We start from the raw sequence: 16,162 nt of genomic DNA, 5'->3' as shown, positions 1-16,162 counted from the left end.
TTATCGCTTAAAATATTTAAATGGGACAATAAGCATTCCAAAACATTCTCCATGATCTTTACCTAAATGTTTATGGTGCATTTTGTGAGCACGTCTCACTCCTTTGGCGTACCAATTGTTGGCATTTCTAAGTATTTTAAAACGTTGATGAATAAAAATGTCGTGTACTACAAAATATGCAACGCCATAGGCCATAATACCTAAGCCAATAGGTAAACACCACCAAACGTTTTCGTAACTCCAAAAGTAAAAGCAAGTCATACTTACAATGGCATAAAAAATAAAAAAAGCATCATTACGCTCGAACCAGCTATCGTGATCTTTGTGGTGATGGTCTTTGTGTAAAGACCACAAAAAGCCATGCATTACGTATTTATGTGTAAACCAAGCCATAAATTCCATAGCGCAAAAAACGGCTAAAAATATAAGTATCCAGTATAGTGTTTGCATTACAATAAATTTAGTTGATATTTTACGTAACTCCTAGTTAAAAGCTCTACTTTTTTATAATTAGGAACTCTAACACGAGTATTTTTAATATCTAAAGCAGGTGTTTTTTTTAATTTTTTTAATAATTGGCTATAATAACGGTAAGCCATAAAAACACCAAATTTTGCTTCTATAGGTAGAAGCTTAATGCCTTCTAATCCTTTTGCAAAATCATGCTCAATATCTTCAATTATAAGTTGCTTAGCGCTTTCATCTAAATTGTTTAAATCTGTATTAGGAAAATAGGTGCGTTCTAATACATCAAAATCTGCTTTTAAATCTCTTAAAAAATTTACTTTTTGAAAAGCTGAACCTAATGACATTGCAGCATCTTTTAAGTCTTCGTATTTTTTATTATCTCCTTTAACAAAAACCTTTAAGCACATTAAACCCACAACATCGGCTGAACCATAAATGTAATTTTTATATTCTATTTCTGTTAAATAAGTAGTTTTCGTTAGATCTAAACGCATACTTTTCATAAAAGCATTCACCATTTCCATATCTAAGCCGTATTTGTGATATGTATGTTGAAATGCATTTAAAATTGGGTTTAAACTAATTTTATCTGTTAAAGCATGCTCTAAGTCTGCTTCAAATTTCTCAAATAAACTTTGTTTGTCGTAATCATGAAAAGAATCTACAATTTCATCAGCAAACCTAACAAAACCATAAATATTATAAATATCTTGTCTTATAGTGTTTGCTAACATTTTAGTTGCCATGGAAAACGACGTGCTGTAAGATTGTGTTACAACCTTACTACACTTATTAGATACCGAATCGAATAATGCTTTCATAAGTTAAACTTGGTGTTTTTTAATTAAATCTGCTACTAGTTTTCCAGAAATAAGAGCTGGAGGTACTCCTGGTCCAGGTACAGTTAACTGTCCAGTAAAGTACAAATTTTCTACTTTATTACTTTTTAAGTTAGGTCTTAAAAAAGCTGTTTGCATTAATGTATTTGCCATGCCATAGGCATTACCTTTATACGAGTTATAATCTTTAATAAAATCGTTTACACAAAACGATTCTTTAAAAATTATGGAGTCTTTAACTTCTTGAGAAGTTAAATCTTCAAACCTATCGATAATTTTATTAAAGTATAGTGTTCTTAAAGCTTCTGTATCTTCAATTCCAGGAGCTAAGGGTATTAAAAATATTCCGGCCTCTTTGCCGTCTGGAGCAGAATTTTCATCAGTAATACTAGGGAAACTAGCATAAAATAATGGATTTTCAGGCCATTTGGGAGTATCGTAAATATCTTGTGCATGCGCTTCAAAATCTACGTCGAAAAATAAAGTATGGTGATTTACATTTTTTAATTTCTTATTAAAACCAACATAAAATAATAATGATGAAGGAGCAAAAGTTTTTTTACTCCAATATTTTTCAGAATATTGTCTGTTTTCTTTACTTAATAAAGTTTCGCTGTGGTGATAATCTGCTCCACTTAAAACAATATCTGCATTGTATGTTTTGCCTTTTGAAATAATACCAGTTGCTTTACCTTTATCTACGATTATTTTATCTATTGGGTTTTCAGTTTTAATATCTACACCAAGAGATTTTGCTAATTTTTCCATAGCAAGCACTACTTGGTACATACCTTTTTTAGGATGAAATGTTCCAATACCAAAATCGGCATAATTCATAAAACTATAAAAAGAAGGAGTATTACTTGGTTTTGCTCCAAGAAATAAAACAGGAAATTCAAGAATTTGAGCTAATCTATTATTTTTAAACTCTTTTCTTACATCACGTTTAATTGTACTTAAAAACTGATGTATTTTTTTTATTGTTACAGGTGTTACCAATTCTAAAGGAGATACGCCTGGTCTATAAACTAAATCTTTAATTGCTACTTCATAATTATTTTGAGCATTATCAATAAACTTTTTTAATTTTTTTGAACTACCTGGTTCTTCTTTTTCAAAAGCTAAATAAATTTTTTCTAAAGTATCTTCAATAGTGATGTAGTCATCCTTGTCAAAATAAACACTATAAGCAGGATTTAGTTTTTCTAGCTCATAGTAATCTGAAGGTTTTTTATTAAAATCATTAAAAAAGCGTTCAAAAACATCAGGCATCCAATACCATGTAGGACCTATATCAAAAGTAAAGCCATCTTTTTTTAATTGTCTAGCGCGACCACCAATAGAACTGTTTTTTTCAAAAATGGTTACTTTGTAACCTTCTTTTGCTAAATAACAAGAAGCAGATAAGGCAGAAAAACCAGAACCAATTATAGCTATACTTTTTTTCATATTAATAGTTTTTGTTTGGAGTTAAAGTTTCTAAAATAGCTTTGGTGGATTTAAAAAGTAATATTTTTTCATTTAGTTCACTTGTATCCAAGGTATCAATTTGTCTTCCAGAAATTAATAAATTATTATTAGTTCCTGTTAATACTTTGTTACTTAAAGTTTCTAAATAGTTATTTATGTTTTCTGTATCTGGTTTTACTGTAAAATTTGAAATAAATGTAATATCATTATAAAAATCTGTTAGGTACTCTAAACTTTCAATTGGTACACTTTGACCTAAATATATAGATTGAGCGCCAACTCTTGTTAATTCATAATTTATAAATAATAATCCTAATTCATGAATTTCGTTTTCAGGTAAAAATAAAACATAGGTTTGATTTGAATTTTTATTTTTCTCTATATCAATTTCATTCTCAGTAATTACTAATATTTTCTGTTTAATTAACTCCACAATAAAATGCTCATGAGCAGGAGTTATGGTATCAGTTTGCCATAAAAGACCAATGTCGTCTAAAAAGGGAACTATAAATAAGTAAAAAATATCTTTAAACGAATATTGCTTTTCTAAATCGCTATAAGTAGAATAGAAGAGAGATTTATCAAAACTAAACATAGCCATTTTAAAAGCATTTAAAATAGAGTTGTTTTGATTTTTGTTTTTAGATATTTCATTAACAAGTAAAGGTATCTCTTTCTCGCTTAGTTTGGCAATTTTAGAAATTTTATACCCATTCCTATTTAAATAACTAATGTTTAAAATTTTCTGTAAACTTTTTAAACTATAGTTTCTAATATTAGTATCTGTTCTATTAGGTTGAAAAAGAGAGTAGCGTTTTTCCCAAATTCTTATAGTATGTGCCTTGATACCCGATAGGTTTTCAAGATCTTTAATACTAAACTTTGTTTTAATATTGTTCATAGTATTGCTAAAATAGTTAAACAAAATAATTTAACAACTATTTTTAACAGAGTTTTTTATAATAAAACTAAGAAAAGTAAAATGTTTTAGAGAAATAGTTAAGTGCGCACGAGAAGATTCGAACTTCCACGATTTCAGTAATCACTGGCCCCTCAAGCCAGCGCGTCTACCAATTCCGCCACGTGCGCATTTAAAATATGGGATAAAAAAAAAGTTAAGCAAAGCTTAACTTTTTTTTAGTGACCGGGCTGGGGCTCGAACCCAGGACCCTCTCCTTAAAAGGGAGATGCTCTACCAACTGAGCTACCAGGTCATTTGCGTTTCCGGGTGCAAATATAGAACCTTTTATTAGTAATACAAGCGTATTTTTAATTTTTTTTTGTTTTTTTGTGAAGATGTTTTGTACATGTTTAATAATCAAATAATAAGCCCTTAAATGAATATTGTATTAATTGGATATATGGCTTCTGGAAAGTCAAAAATTGGAAAAGAATTAGGAAAAATACTATCTTATGACTTTAAAGATTTGGATAATGTTATAGAAAATGGAGAAAATAAAACTGTAAGAGAAATTTTTGAAGACTCTGGCGAATTATATTTTAGAAAAAAAGAGAAGGAATATTTAGACGCACTTTTAAAACAATCGTCTAATACAATTATAGCTCTTGGAGGAGGAACACCTTGTTATTATAATACAATGGATACTTTAATAGAGGATAAAAGTTTAAAAACTGTATATTTAAATGTAACTATTCCTGTATTAGTTAATAGGTTAAATAACGAAACATCTAAAAGACCTTTAATAGCTCATATTAAAACAGATGCTCTTTTAACAGAGTTTATAGGTAAACACTTATTTGAAAGAGTTCCTTTCTATAATAAAGCCGAATTTAAAATTGATGCAAATGGAGATGTAGATGGTATTGTGGAAAATATTCTACTTCGTTTATTTTAAATTTACTTCAAATTTATCTCCTTTTAATATAACTTCTACATGCTCATTTAAAGATGTTGATAGAGAGATACCTTTAAAATCTGCTTTTACAGGATATTTTTTGTGATTTCTATTAACAAGCACAGCCGTTTTAAATTTCTTTAAAGGCACATCTAAAAAGTGTTTAACACCATAAATTAATGTTGTGCCAGAATTTAGAACATCATCAATAAGTATAATAGACTTATTTTCATAATCTTCCTTTTTAATAGAGGTTGTTATAGTTTGTAAAGGATTTTTTTTGTCAATAATTACCTTACATAATATTGTATTTAGAGGTGAAATTTTATTTAAAACTACCTTTATTTTTTTTGCCAAAATATACCCATTAGTATCTATTCCTGCTAAAATAACTTCAGTTTCATTACTATTAGCTTCATAAATTTGATAAGCTATTCTTCTTATTTTATGTGTTATCTCGTCGTGAGAAAGGATACAATTTTTTAAACTAGTCATAATTTATACTTTATTAATAAAGTGGCTATTCTTCTTCATTTTCTCTGTAAACATTATCTATATCTCGCCTATCTTTTTTTGTTGGTCTTCCAGTACCTTTTTTTCTATAATAATCTTTAGCAAATTTAAGTAATTCTTGAGATTCAAAAGCAGATTTTGGTGTTGTATCGACTCTGTAAATATCAACTAGTTTAGCTCCAACACGATTTGGTGGAATATCTAAAACTGTAAGTGTGTAGTTAATTTGGTTTTTTCGTAATTCTATTTTATCAGTAGGATATACCTCTCTACTTGGTTTAACAACTTGATTGTTAACCTTTATATGGCCTTTTTTACATGCTGTTGTTGCAATGTTTCGGGTCTTAAAATATCTTACACACCACAAATACTTGTCTATTCGCATATAATTTTACTTAATTCTACGTTAATGATATTGTACAAAATTATTATATAGTTTATCTTGCACCCAAAAATAAGCAAAAATGAAATTAAGAAAATTTTTATTCCCAATTTTATCTCTATTACTTGTTACTTTTTCTTGTAACGATGATGATACAGAAGAATTTGTCATTGTTGAATTAAGAGATAGTCAAGAGGTTTATGAAGAGAACTTAATTGAAATTCAAACGTATTTAGAAACGCATTATTTTAACTACGAAGATTTTGATTTTACAGATAATACAAATCCTGCAAATAACGATTTTACTGTAGTATTAGATACTATTTCTGCAGATAATGGTACACAAGATAAAACTCCAATTATAGATTATTTAAATCAAGCAGATGGTATTTACCCAAGATTAGATATTAAGGTTGTAGAGCAAGACGATATAGATTATAATTTATATATTTTAAAAGTAAGAGAAGGTGAAGGAGATAGTATTAGTCCTTTAGATGCAGCTGCAATGGCATATAAAGGAACAATACCAGACGGAACAGTTTTCGATAGTCAAATAGGTATTGAAGCTGGTCAGCCATTTAATTTAACACCAGTAGGAGATGCAGCAGGAGTTGTTACAGGATTTAAAGAAGGTATAGTTGAATTTAAAACTTCAACGAATTTTACAGAAAACACAGATGGAACGATAACTTACATAAACCATGGTATTGGAGTAATATTTATGCCTTCTGGTTTAGGATATTTTGCTTCACCATCTACATCAACAATACCTCAGTATTCACCTTTATTTTTTAATTTAAAAGTTATTTCTAGAAGTAATACAGATTGGGATTTAGATGGAATACCTTCTCATTTAGAGCACCCAGATGGAGATTTTACAGAAGCTGATGATGATACAGATGGAGATTTATTAGTTAATTTTATAGATAACGATGATGATGGAGATGGTGTATTAACTGTAAATGAAGTAATAAAATTAGAATATGATAATGATGGTACAGATCAATTTATGAGTAAAGCAGAAGCAAAAGCTTATTTTGATGCAAATGCGGCAGATGATGAATTTTTTATTTATATCGAAGGTGAGTTAGACGGTACATTTACCTTACACACACTTATAATTCCAGATGATAATAATGATGGTATACCTAATTATTTAGACAGTTCTGTAACTACAAATTTAGAAGAAGAGTAATTACATAATATATATTAAAAAGCCCAATTTGAAATTCAAATTGGGCTTTTTTTATTTCTTAAATAGAAGTATTATAGTTTTACAGAAAGACTTAATATTAATTGATTTTGTCTGGTGTCTAATCTATCTACACTTACAGTAGAGTTATTTAAAATTATATTAGCCTCGTTGTCCGAGAAGCCACGCTCATAACGTAAATCTATTCCAAAGGAATCAAAATTTAATCCAATTCCAAAATTAAGACCCACAGTAAAATCGTTTTCTAAATTGCTAATTCTTGCGTTTTCAAAATCAGAATTTAATATATATTGAAAAGCAGGACCTGCAAAAACACTAACAGGACCTAAAACTTCTATACCTACTAAAACAGGAGCATCGATACGTTTTAAATTAAAATCACCAACAATATATTCGCTAGTGGTTTTAGTATACATTATTTCTGGTTTTATATATAATTTGTCTCCAATTTTACCAAAAACACCAATATGATATCCTATTGTTGCTGTAGGATCGTCTGAAGTATTACTAATAGAATTAAAGTAATCACCATTGGCATTGTAGTTTAAACCTGCTTTAACTCCAAATCCAGTTCCATTTTGTGCTACTGCAGTTAAAGTAAAAATGATAATAAAAAATAAGGAAAAACCTATTGGTTTGCTAAAACCACTTTTTTTGTTGAAGTGATTTTGATTTTTTTTTAAATGTCTCATAATTGTTTGTTTTTTAATGTGAATGAATATTTAAAACGAAAACTCTACTAATATATTTCCTTAAACTTATAAAAATGAAATATTAAGATATAAAAAAAGCTGAAAAACAATTTCATTTTTCAGCTTTAAAACATTCTTTTGTAAGAATTTTATTTTCTTTTTATAACGTTTTCACACGCTTTAACAATAGCATTAGCATTTAAACCGTATTTTTCCATTAATTGAGCTGGTGTTCCAGACTCACCAAAAGTATCGTTTGTAGCTACAAATTCTTGAGGAGTTGGTTTATGTTGAGATAAAACTCTAGCAATACTCTCTCCAAGTCCACCTAAGTGGTTGTGCTCTTCTGCAGTAACAATACATTTTGTTTTACTAACAGAGTCTATAATTGCTTTAGCATCTAAAGGTTTAATAGTGTGTATATTTATAACTTCGGCAGAAATTCCTTTTTCGTTTAAAGTTTTAGCAGCTTCAAGCGCTTCCCAAACTAAATGTCCAGTGGCAGCAATAGTTACATCTGTTCCGTCTTGTAGGTGTAAAGCTTTTCCTATTTCAAATTTTTGATTTTCTGGAGTAAAGTTTGCAACTTTTGGTCTACCAAAACGTAAGTAAACAGGTCCTTCATGTTCTGCAATAGCCATAGTAGCAGCTTTTGTTTGGTTATAATCGCAAGGATTAATAACAGTCATGCCAGGTAACATTTTCATTAAACCAATATCTTCAAGTATTTGGTGTGTTGCACCATCTTCACCTAAAGTTAAACCAGCGTGCGATGCACAAATTTTTACATTTTTATTAGAATAAGCAATACTTTGTCTAATTTGATCGTATACACGACCTGTAGAAAAGTTTGCAAATGTTCCAGTAAAAGGAATTTTACCACCAATAGTTAAACCAGCAGCAACACCCATCATATTAGCTTCAGCAATTCCTATTTGAAAAAAACGTTCTGGATTTTCTTCTATAAATTGGTCCATTTTTAAGGACCCAATTAAATCTGCACAAAGTGCAACAACATTTGGGTTTGTACGTCCTAATTCTGTTAATCCTGCTCCAAATCCTGAGCGTGTATCTTTATTTCCTTGATTTTCGTAAGTTTTCATTTTTGTCTCTTGTTTTGAAGGATTAATAGTCACCTAAAGTTTCTGGGTTTTGTAATAAGCCTTCGGCTAATTGTTCGTCATTAGGAGCTTTACCATGCCATGCATGAGTATGCATCATAAAATCTACACCGTTACCCATAACTGTTTTTAATAATACACAAACAGGTTTTCCTTTACCTGTTAAAGCTTTAGCTTCAGCCATTCCTTTTAAAATAGCTTCTATATTATTTCCTTCTTCAATTTCTACAACAGTCCAGCCAAAAGCTTCAAACTTACCTTTTACACTTCCTAATGGTAAAACAGTATCTGTAGAACCATCAATTTGTTGCCCGTTTAAATCTATTGTAGAAATAATGTTGTCTACATTATTTCCAGCTGCATACATTATAGCTTCCCAGTTTTGTCCTTCTTGCAATTCGCCATCACCATGTAAACTGTAAATTAAGTGATTATCACCATTTAATTTTTTTGCTTGTGCAGCACCAAGAGCAACACTCATGCCTTGCCCTAAAGATCCAGATGCAATACGTATTCCAGGTAAACCTTCATGAGTTGTTGGGTGACCTTGTAAACGAGAGTTAATTAATCTAAAAGTATTTAACTCATCTACTGGAAAATATCCAGCTCTGGCTAAAACACTGTAATAAACAGGAGAAATATGACCGTTCGATAGGAAAAATAAGTCTTCACCTATGCCATCCATATCAAAACCATCGTTTCTGTCCATAATCTCGTTGTAAAGCGCAACAAAAAATTCTGCGCAGCCTAAAGATCCACCAGGATGCCCTGAATTTACTTTGTGAACCATTCGTAAAATATCTCTACGAACTTGGGTTGTAATGTCTTCTAGTAGTTGTGTGTTTGCCATTATTTTTAGCTTGATTTATAAAGCATCAAAAGTAACTTTTTTAAAGAAGTAAAACAAAGATTGATTAAAGGCACTTATTAACGAATTAGTATAATTTGCTAACAATTTTATTTTTTTTGCGTTACCAGAAGGGTCGGGCTATACGTTACAAGTCCTCGCACCTCCTACGCGGGCTGTGGGCTTTACACTGCTATCCCTAACGCAGCTAATATTTTAGGTGTAATAACTAATTTTTTTAATTTTATTAAATGTTTAAGAAGCATTGTAATTTTGTTATTTATCTTTACCAACTGAATTTATAAGTAATAATGACATTCGATTTAAAAGCAAAAGATGCACAAAGTAGTGCCAGAGCAGGAGTAATAACAACAGATCATGGTGTTATAGAAACACCAATTTTTATGCCTGTTGGTACCGTAGCATCTGTAAAAGGAGTACACCAAAGAGAACTTAAAAACGATATTAACCCAGATATTATTCTAGGAAACACTTATCATTTATATTTAAGACCACAAATAGAAACTTTAGAAAAAGCCGGAGGCTTACATAAGTTTATGAACTGGGATAGAAACATTTTAACAGATTCTGGTGGTTATCAAGTATATTCGTTATCGTCAAGACGAAAAATAAAAGAAGAAGGTGTTAAATTTAAATCACATATAGATGGTAGTTACCATACATTTACTCCAGAAAATGTTATGGAAATTCAACGTTCTATAGGTGCAGATATTATTATGGCTTTCGATGAGTGTACACCTTATCCTTGCGATTATAATTATGCTAAACGTTCTATGAAAATGACACATAGATGGTTAGACCGTTGTATTAATCATCTTGAAAAAGTGCCATTTAAATACGATTATTCTCAAGCATTTTTTCCTATAGTTCAAGGTAGTACTTATAAAGATTTACGTAAGCAATCTGCAGAATATATAGCAAATGCAGGAGCAGTAGGTAACGCTATTGGAGGATTATCTGTAGGGGAACCAGCAGAAGAAATGTATGCAATGACAGAAGTTGTTACAGATATACTTCCAGAAGATAAGCCACGTTATTTAATGGGTGTTGGTACACCTATTAATATATTAGAAAACATAGCTTTAGGCGTAGATATGTTTGATTGTGTTATGCCAACACGTAATGCTAGAAATGGTATGTTATTTACAGCACACGGTTCTATAAATATTAAAAATTTAAAGTGGAAAGATGATTTTTCTCCTTTAGACGATATGGGCATTACATGGGTAGATACAGATTACTCTAAAGCTTACGTTAGGCATTTATTTAGTGTAAACGAAAGATTAGCAGCCCAAATTGCTACAATACATAATTTAGGTTTTTACATGTGGTTGGTTCGTGAAGCTAGAAAGCATATTTTAGCAGGAGATTTTAGAACCTGGAAAGATATGATGGTTAAACAAATGGATAAAAGACTATAACAATATTATAGCTCTCTGTTTAGAGGGTTTAAGAGAGGATGAAAATACTTGATTGGTACATATTAAAGCGTTATTTGCTTACTTTTTTAATGATGATTTTACTGTTTATCCCTATTGGTATAACGGTACACTTAGCAGAAAAAATAGGTAAGATTTTAGAACGCGAGGCACCTTTTGGTGAAGTAATGGTGTATTTATTAGACTTTACTATATATTTTGCTCACTTACTGTTTCCATTATTTTTATTTCTTTCTGTAATATGGTTTACTTCTAAACTGGCAAATAATACAGAAATTGTTGCTTTTTTAAGTTCTGGAGTATCATTTTCAAGATTTTTAAGACCTTATTTAATAGGAGCAACTATTGTTGGATTAATTTCTATAGCTTTAGGTTTATACCTTGCTCCAAACGCAAGTAAAGGATTTAACGACTTTCAATATAAGTATTTAAAAAGTAAAAAAAATTCTCAAAGCCAGAAGCTGTTTAAGCAAATTAATGATAATGAAATTATTTATGTTAGTAGCTTTGACGCTAATAGAAACCAAGCTTTAAACTTTACTTTAGAACATTTTGAAAACGATAAATTAGCCTATAAAATAAGTGCTAATAGTATTAGATATATAGAAGAAGATTCTATATATAGATTACGTAATTATTTTAAAAGAACAGTAAATAATAGAGAAGATATACTTGAAACCGAAAGGAAAAAAGATACTGTTTTTGGGTTCGATTTAGAAGATTTAGTCCCAGACGAGTATATTGCAGAAACTTTAAATTATGTTGCTTTAAAACGATTTATCTCTAGAGAAGAAAAAAGAGGGTCATCTAATATTGGAAGATATAAATTAGAGTTATATAGAAAATGGAGCTTACCAGTATCTGTATTTATATTAACAATAATTGCTGTTGCAGTATCCTCAATAAAACGTAGAGGAGGCATGGGTGTAAATCTAGCTTTTGGTATTACTATAGCAATGATATTTGTGTTTTTTGACAAAGTATTTGGTACTATGGCAGCACAATCAGATTTTTCGCCTTTAATAGCAGTTTGGTTTCCTAATGCCATTTTTGGTGTTTTAGCAATAATACTTTTATATAATGCTAAACGATAAGGTAAAAAATTATTTGCATCTTCATTTTTTGGTTTTTATTGCTGGATTTACAGCCATTTTAGGAAAACTAATAAGTCTAGAAGCAGTTTCTTTAGTTTGGTACCGTATGGTTATAGCAGCAATAATCATGTTTCTATACATTAAAATTGCTAAAATAGATATATCTATAAATAAACAAACTCTAGCTAAATTTTCTATAGCAGGAGTTATTATAGCATTGCACTGGATAACTTTTTTTGCAGCAATAGATGTGTCTAACGTTTCAATAGCATTAGCTATGTTTTCTACAGGAGCGTTTTTTGCTTCGTTTATAGAACCAATTATATATAAACGAAAAATTATTTGGTACGAAATTGTTTTTGGAATAATAGTTATTTTGGGAATTTTAATTATTTTAAAAACTGAAATGAAGCATATTTCTGGTATTATATTAGGTGTTTTATCAGCATTTTTTTCTTCATTATTTGCAGTTTTAAATGGAAAATTTCTTGAAAAAGATCCCGCAACAAAAATTTCGTTTTACGAGTTTATTGCTGGAGTTGTTTTTATTTCAATTTTTATAATAATATTTGGACAAGGTTTTTCATCACAATACTTTGCATTAAGCACTCAAGATATTATTTATTTACTAATTTTAGCCTCTATTTGTACAGCTTATGCATTTATAGCTTCTGTATATGTAATGAAGCAAATTAGCCCATATACAGTGGTGCTTACGTACAATTTAGAACCTATATATGGTGTTGTTTTAGCACTTATTATATTTCCCGAAACAGAAATAATGTCGTCTTCATTTTATTATGGAGCAATCATTATTTTAACCACTGTTTTATTAAACGGAATAATAAAAAACATAAAAGCCTTTAAAAATAAGAATACGCAAAACCAAAAATTTGTGTAGTTTTGTAAACTAACTTAGAAATTTTTTAATACAATTCTCAATGGAATATTTAGAATTTGAATTACCAATAAAAGAACTAGAAGATCAATTAGACAAATGTCAAGTAATTGGTGAAGAAAGCGATGTAGATGTTACAGAAACTTGTAAACAAATCGAAAAAAAGCTTGTAGCTACTAAAAAAGAAATATATAAAAACTTAACACCATGGCAGCGTGTACAAATGTCGCGTCACCCAAATAGACCATATACTTTAGATTATATTAAAGCATTATGTGGAGATTCGTTTTTAGAGTTACATGGTGATCGTAGTTTTAAAGATGATAAAGCTATGATTGGTGGTTTAGGTAAAATTGGAGACCAAAGTTATATGATTATTGGTCAACAAAAAGGATATAATACCAAAACAAGACAATATCGAAACTTTGGTATGGCAAATCCAGAAGGTTACCGTAAAGCATTACGTTTAATGAAATCTGCCGAGAAATTTGGGATACCAGTAATTACATTATTAGATACTCCTGGAGCATATCCTGGTTTAGAAGCAGAAGAGCGTGGTCAAGGCGAAGCTATTGCAAGAAACATTCTTGAAATGACACGTTTAAAAGTGCCAATTATAACAATTGTTATTGGTGAAGGAGCATCAGGTGGTGCATTAGGTATTGGAGTAGGAGATAAAGTATTAATGTTAGAAAATACTTGGTACTCTGTAATTTCACCAGAATCTTGTTCTTCTATTTTATGGAGAAGCTGGGAGTTTAAAGAACAAGCTGCCGATGCATTAAAATTGACTGCAACAGACATGAAAAAAATGAAAATTGTAGACGAAATTATAAAAGAACCATTAGGAGGAGCACATAGTGATAGAGATAAAACTTTTTCAGCGGTAAAAGCAGCAATTGAGAAATCTTACGAAGAGTTTAAAAACTTATCACCAAAAGATTTAGTTGCAAAACGAATGGATAAATATTCTCAAATGGGAGTGTTTAAAGGCTAGCAACAATAAATACAATAAATAAAAAAATCTGAAAGTTGCGCTTTCAGATTTTTTTATGCTTATTAACAATATAATTGACTTATTAACAGTTCAATTGTTAATGAAGTGTGAAGATTGAGTAAGCTCAAAAGACTCATACTCTTAACAATTGTTTTACTTTCGCTTAACATGAAGCAACCACAAAACATATCTGGATATAAAGTAGATAAAAGCACCATTATCTCCCTTGAAAAAGGAAAAATACCGCCGCAAGCTATTGATTTAGAAGAGGTTGTGCTTGGTGCAATGATGATTGATAAAAAAGGTGTCGATGAAGTAATTGATATTTTAAGCCCAGATGCTTTTTATAAAGAAGCGCATCAACATATTTTTGAAGCCATTTTTATGCTGTTTCAAGAAAGTCAACCTATCGACTTATTAACCGTTTCTACGCAATTAAAAACAAATGCGAAGTTAGACTTAATTGGAGGCGATTTTTACCTTATTTCTTTAACCCAAAAAGTATCATCTTCTGCTCATATAGAATTTCATGCACGTATTATATTACAAAAATATATTCAGCGTAGTTTAATTAAAATTTCAAGTGAAATTATTGAAACGGCTTACGATGAGACACAGGATGTTTTCGATTTACTTGATACTGCAGAATCTAAACTTTATGAAGTAACTCAAGGAAACATTAAAAAATCTAGTGAAACAGCACAAGACTTAGTAATACAAGCCAAAAAGAAAATTGAAGAAATTTCTAAAAAAGATGGGATGAGTGGTATTCCATCTGGATTCGATAAATTAGATAAATTAACATCTGGATGGCAACCTAGTGATTTAATTATTGTTGCCGCTCGTCCTGGTATGGGTAAAACAGCATTTACACTTACTATGGCTAGAAATATGGCTGTAAACTCTAATGTTCCTGTAGCTTTTTTCTCTTTAGAGATGGCTTCTGTACAATTAATTACACGTTTAATTTCTAGTGAAACTGGTTTATCTTCCGAAAAACTTAGAACAGGAAAATTAGAAAAACATGAATGGGAACAACTTAACGTTAAAGTTAAAGCATTAGAAAAAGCACCTTTATTTATTGATGATACACCATCGCTTTCTATTTTCGATTTACGTGCAAAAGCAAGACGTTTAGCCTCTCAGCATGGTATAAAAATGATTATGATTGATTATTTACAGCTTATGACAGCTGCAGGTAATGGAGGTAATCGTGAACAAGAAATATCTACTATTTCAAGAAACTTAAAAGCATTAGCCAAAGAATTAGAAGTGCCGGTAATTGCACTTTCTCAATTATCTCGTGCGGTAGAAACTCGTGGAGGAAGCAAAAGACCTTTACTATCAGATTTACGTGAATCTGGAGCCATTGAGCAAGATGCCGATATTGTATCTTTTATTTATAGACCAGAATATTATAAAATTGACGAATGGGATGATGACGAACAATCTCCAACAGCAGGTCAAGGAGAATTTATTGTTGCAAAACATAGAAATGGTGGTCTAGAAAATATTCGATTAAAGTTTATTGGTAGCTTAGGTAAATTTGATAATCTTGATGATTTTGATACACCTTTTACCTCTGGACAAGAATTTCATAGTAAAATGAATGAAGCAGCAAACGATAATACGTTTAATTCTGGTAATTTTACAGCCTCACCAGAAGATGCTTTTGGCGCACCAGATGATGAAGTGCCATTTTAATTTTTTAAATGAATAAACTTCTTTTTTATTTATGCTTAAGCATGATTTTATCTTGCTCATCTATTAAAGAGAATACTTTAGTATCTACTACTAAAGAAGAATCTAAATACAAATATTCTCAGACTGGTACTATAGAAAATGTAGACTCTTTATATTCAATATTAAAAGAAAATACTAGAGAAAATATAGAGACTAATAAGCCGTTAGTAATTATTTATCACTTAGGCGAAAACCATTGTAACACCTATAAAGATAGTTATGATAGAAGAAATAAAAGGAGATTATGGATTAAGCAACTGCACAGTAAGTTAAATAAAATAGCAGAGGTTAAGCCAGTTTATATTTATAAAGATACTATTGGAATTAATAAGTATAAAGGAATTGTAAATTATTATAAAGACCCAGACAGTACAATTGAGTATTCATTTTTTAAAGAGCAAAACTATTGTTCTAATTTTGTGGTTGTATCTCCAAATGGGAACTTTATAAGTAATTATGGTGAATACCCTAAAGAGGCAGTTTGGGAAGCAGCTAAATTAATTTTAAATAAAGATTAAATACTCTGTTAAAATTTCATAATAAAAGTCTTCATTAAATTATCTTTACAT

At 30.0% G+C, this 16,162-nt stretch carries 17 protein-coding genes and 2 tRNA genes; 8 read left to right on the top strand and 11 right to left on the bottom strand.

Annotated features, from left to right (window positions below; all coding sequences use genetic code 11):
• The 6 genes from BWR22_RS09840 to BWR22_RS09815 form a co-directional block, all read right to left on the bottom strand.
• Complete coding sequence (locus tag BWR22_RS09840) at positions 1-450, bottom strand: sterol desaturase family protein (RefSeq protein WP_076733503.1); 450 nt, start codon at positions 448-450, stop codon at positions 1-3.
• Positions 450-1,289 carry a phytoene/squalene synthase family protein gene (locus BWR22_RS09835; RefSeq protein ID WP_076733502.1) on the bottom strand — a complete coding sequence of 280 codons (840 nt, stop codon included), beginning with the start codon at positions 1,287-1,289 and terminating at the stop codon, positions 450-452. Before BWR22_RS09835 ends, BWR22_RS09840 begins: the two co-directional genes overlap by 1 nt.
• A gap of 3 nt (positions 1,290-1,292) precedes the next feature.
• On the bottom strand, positions 1,293-2,756 hold the full coding sequence (locus BWR22_RS09830; protein ID WP_076733501.1) for a phytoene desaturase family protein: 1,464 nt from the start codon (positions 2,754-2,756) through the stop codon (positions 1,293-1,295).
• A gap of 1 nt (position 2,757) precedes the next feature.
• Positions 2,758-3,678 (bottom strand): MerR family transcriptional regulator, encoded by a 921-nt coding sequence (locus BWR22_RS09825; RefSeq protein WP_076733500.1) that lies wholly within the window; start codon positions 3,676-3,678, stop codon positions 2,758-2,760.
• A 103-nt stretch (positions 3,679-3,781) separates the two neighbouring features.
• A tRNA-Leu gene (locus tag BWR22_RS09820) sits at positions 3,782-3,866 on the bottom strand.
• Positions 3,867-3,918: 52 nt separating this feature from the next.
• Positions 3,919-3,991: transfer RNA gene (locus tag BWR22_RS09815), tRNA-Lys, on the bottom strand.
• 123 nt (positions 3,992-4,114) lie between these two features.
• Here BWR22_RS09815 and BWR22_RS09810 point away from each other — a divergent pair.
• Positions 4,115-4,633, top strand: a complete 519-nt coding sequence (locus BWR22_RS09810; protein ID WP_076733499.1) for a shikimate kinase — start codon at positions 4,115-4,117, stop codon at positions 4,631-4,633.
• Here the strand turns inward: BWR22_RS09810 and BWR22_RS09805 are convergent.
• Both BWR22_RS09805 and BWR22_RS09800 read right to left on the bottom strand, forming a co-directional pair.
• Positions 4,625-5,128, bottom strand: coding sequence for a phosphoribosyltransferase family protein (locus BWR22_RS09805; RefSeq protein WP_076733498.1), 504 nt, complete (start codon positions 5,126-5,128; stop codon positions 4,625-4,627). The genes BWR22_RS09810 and BWR22_RS09805 overlap by 9 nt on opposite strands.
• A 25-nt stretch (positions 5,129-5,153) precedes the next feature.
• On the bottom strand, positions 5,154-5,531 hold the full coding sequence (locus tag BWR22_RS09800) for an RNA-binding S4 domain-containing protein (RefSeq protein WP_076733497.1): 378 nt from the start codon (positions 5,529-5,531) through the stop codon (positions 5,154-5,156).
• Positions 5,532-5,610: 79 nt separating this feature from the next.
• Between BWR22_RS09800 and BWR22_RS09795 the strand changes: the two genes are divergently transcribed.
• Positions 5,611-6,723, top strand: coding sequence for an FKBP-type peptidyl-prolyl cis-trans isomerase (locus BWR22_RS09795; RefSeq protein WP_076733496.1), 1,113 nt, complete (start codon positions 5,611-5,613; stop codon positions 6,721-6,723).
• A gap of 71 nt (positions 6,724-6,794) precedes the next feature.
• On the opposite strand, the gene BWR22_RS09790 is transcribed toward BWR22_RS09795, so the two are convergent.
• The 3 genes from BWR22_RS09790 to BWR22_RS09780 form a co-directional block, all read right to left on the bottom strand.
• Complete coding sequence (locus BWR22_RS09790) at positions 6,795-7,433, bottom strand: outer membrane beta-barrel protein (protein ID WP_083678277.1); 639 nt, start codon at positions 7,431-7,433, stop codon at positions 6,795-6,797.
• 149 nt (positions 7,434-7,582) lie between these two features.
• Positions 7,583-8,536 (bottom strand): transketolase family protein, encoded by a 954-nt coding sequence (locus tag BWR22_RS09785; RefSeq protein ID WP_076734408.1) that lies wholly within the window; start codon positions 8,534-8,536, stop codon positions 7,583-7,585.
• Positions 8,537-8,558: 22 nt separating this feature from the next.
• On the bottom strand, positions 8,559-9,404 hold the full coding sequence (locus BWR22_RS09780) for a transketolase (RefSeq protein ID WP_076733495.1): 846 nt from the start codon (positions 9,402-9,404) through the stop codon (positions 8,559-8,561).
• Positions 9,405-9,712: 308 nt separating this feature from the next.
• On the opposite strand from BWR22_RS09780, the gene tgt reads away from it, so the two are divergent.
• The 6 genes from tgt to BWR22_RS09750 all read left to right on the top strand — a co-directional run bounded on the left by tgt (position 9,713) and on the right by BWR22_RS09750 (position 16,111).
• Positions 9,713-10,843 carry a tRNA guanosine(34) transglycosylase Tgt gene (gene tgt, locus BWR22_RS09775; protein ID WP_076733494.1) on the top strand — a complete coding sequence of 377 codons (1,131 nt, stop codon included), beginning with the start codon at positions 9,713-9,715 and terminating at the stop codon, positions 10,841-10,843.
• A gap of 38 nt (positions 10,844-10,881) precedes the next feature.
• The gene (locus BWR22_RS09770) at positions 10,882-11,955 is read left to right on the top strand and encodes an LptF/LptG family permease (RefSeq protein WP_076733493.1); all 1,074 of its coding nucleotides are present in this window, start codon (positions 10,882-10,884) and stop codon (positions 11,953-11,955) included.
• On the top strand, positions 11,942-12,856 hold the full coding sequence (locus BWR22_RS09765; RefSeq protein ID WP_076733492.1) for a DMT family transporter: 915 nt from the start codon (positions 11,942-11,944) through the stop codon (positions 12,854-12,856). The genes BWR22_RS09770 and BWR22_RS09765 overlap by 14 nt, the downstream gene beginning before the upstream one ends.
• A 40-nt stretch (positions 12,857-12,896) precedes the next feature.
• On the top strand, positions 12,897-13,850 hold the full coding sequence (locus tag BWR22_RS09760; RefSeq protein ID WP_076733491.1) for an acetyl-CoA carboxylase carboxyltransferase subunit alpha: 954 nt from the start codon (positions 12,897-12,899) through the stop codon (positions 13,848-13,850).
• A 168-nt stretch (positions 13,851-14,018) separates the two neighbouring features.
• Entirely contained in the window at positions 14,019-15,554 is a 1,536-nt protein-coding gene (gene dnaB, locus BWR22_RS09755) for a replicative DNA helicase (protein ID WP_076733490.1), read from the top strand.
• Positions 15,555-15,562: 8 nt separating this feature from the next.
• Positions 15,563-16,111 carry a hypothetical protein gene (locus BWR22_RS09750; RefSeq protein ID WP_156875595.1) on the top strand — a complete coding sequence of 183 codons (549 nt, stop codon included), beginning with the start codon at positions 15,563-15,565 and terminating at the stop codon, positions 16,109-16,111.
• The last annotated feature ends 51 nt before the right edge of the window (positions 16,112-16,162 follow it).

This window comes from Lacinutrix venerupis (assembly GCF_001971745.1).
GTDB lineage: Bacteria > Bacteroidota > Bacteroidia > Flavobacteriales > Flavobacteriaceae > Lacinutrix > Lacinutrix venerupis.
The sequence above is the reverse complement of the archived record's forward strand: the minus strand, read 5'-3'. Positions and strand labels throughout refer to the sequence as shown.

What these genes read in the sequence shown, in the direction of transcription:
- BWR22_RS09840 (WP_076733503.1), bottom strand. Translation starts at nt 450, where the DNA reads ATGCAAACACTATACTGGATACTTATATTTTTAGCCGTTTTTTGCGCT.
- BWR22_RS09835 (WP_076733502.1), bottom strand. Translation starts at nt 1,289, where the DNA reads ATGAAAGCATTATTCGATTCGGTATCTAATAAGTGTAGTAAGGTTGTA.
- BWR22_RS09830 (WP_076733501.1), bottom strand. Translation starts at nt 2,756, where the DNA reads ATGAAAAAAAGTATAGCTATAATTGGTTCTGGTTTTTCTGCCTTATCT.
- BWR22_RS09825 (WP_076733500.1), bottom strand. Translation starts at nt 3,678, where the DNA reads ATGAACAATATTAAAACAAAGTTTAGTATTAAAGATCTTGAAAACCTA.
- BWR22_RS09810 (WP_076733499.1), top strand. Translation starts at nt 4,115, where the DNA reads ATGAATATTGTATTAATTGGATATATGGCTTCTGGAAAGTCAAAAATT.
- BWR22_RS09805 (WP_076733498.1), bottom strand. Translation starts at nt 5,128, where the DNA reads ATGACTAGTTTAAAAAATTGTATCCTTTCTCACGACGAGATAACACAT.
- BWR22_RS09800 (WP_076733497.1), bottom strand. Translation starts at nt 5,531, where the DNA reads ATGCGAATAGACAAGTATTTGTGGTGTGTAAGATATTTTAAGACCCGA.
- BWR22_RS09795 (WP_076733496.1), top strand. Translation starts at nt 5,611, where the DNA reads ATGAAATTAAGAAAATTTTTATTCCCAATTTTATCTCTATTACTTGTT.
- BWR22_RS09790 (WP_083678277.1), bottom strand. Translation starts at nt 7,433, where the DNA reads ATGAGACATTTAAAAAAAAATCAAAATCACTTCAACAAAAAAAGTGGT.
- BWR22_RS09785 (WP_076734408.1), bottom strand. Translation starts at nt 8,536, where the DNA reads ATGAAAACTTACGAAAATCAAGGAAATAAAGATACACGCTCAGGATTT.
- BWR22_RS09780 (WP_076733495.1), bottom strand. Translation starts at nt 9,404, where the DNA reads ATGGCAAACACACAACTACTAGAAGACATTACAACCCAAGTTCGTAGA.
- tgt (WP_076733494.1), top strand. Translation starts at nt 9,713, where the DNA reads ATGACATTCGATTTAAAAGCAAAAGATGCACAAAGTAGTGCCAGAGCA.
- BWR22_RS09770 (WP_076733493.1), top strand. Translation starts at nt 10,882, where the DNA reads ATGAAAATACTTGATTGGTACATATTAAAGCGTTATTTGCTTACTTTT.
- BWR22_RS09765 (WP_076733492.1), top strand. Translation starts at nt 11,942, where the DNA reads ATGCTAAACGATAAGGTAAAAAATTATTTGCATCTTCATTTTTTGGTT.
- BWR22_RS09760 (WP_076733491.1), top strand. Translation starts at nt 12,897, where the DNA reads ATGGAATATTTAGAATTTGAATTACCAATAAAAGAACTAGAAGATCAA.
- dnaB (WP_076733490.1), top strand. Translation starts at nt 14,019, where the DNA reads ATGAAGCAACCACAAAACATATCTGGATATAAAGTAGATAAAAGCACC.
- BWR22_RS09750 (WP_156875595.1), top strand. Translation starts at nt 15,563, where the DNA reads ATGAATAAACTTCTTTTTTATTTATGCTTAAGCATGATTTTATCTTGC.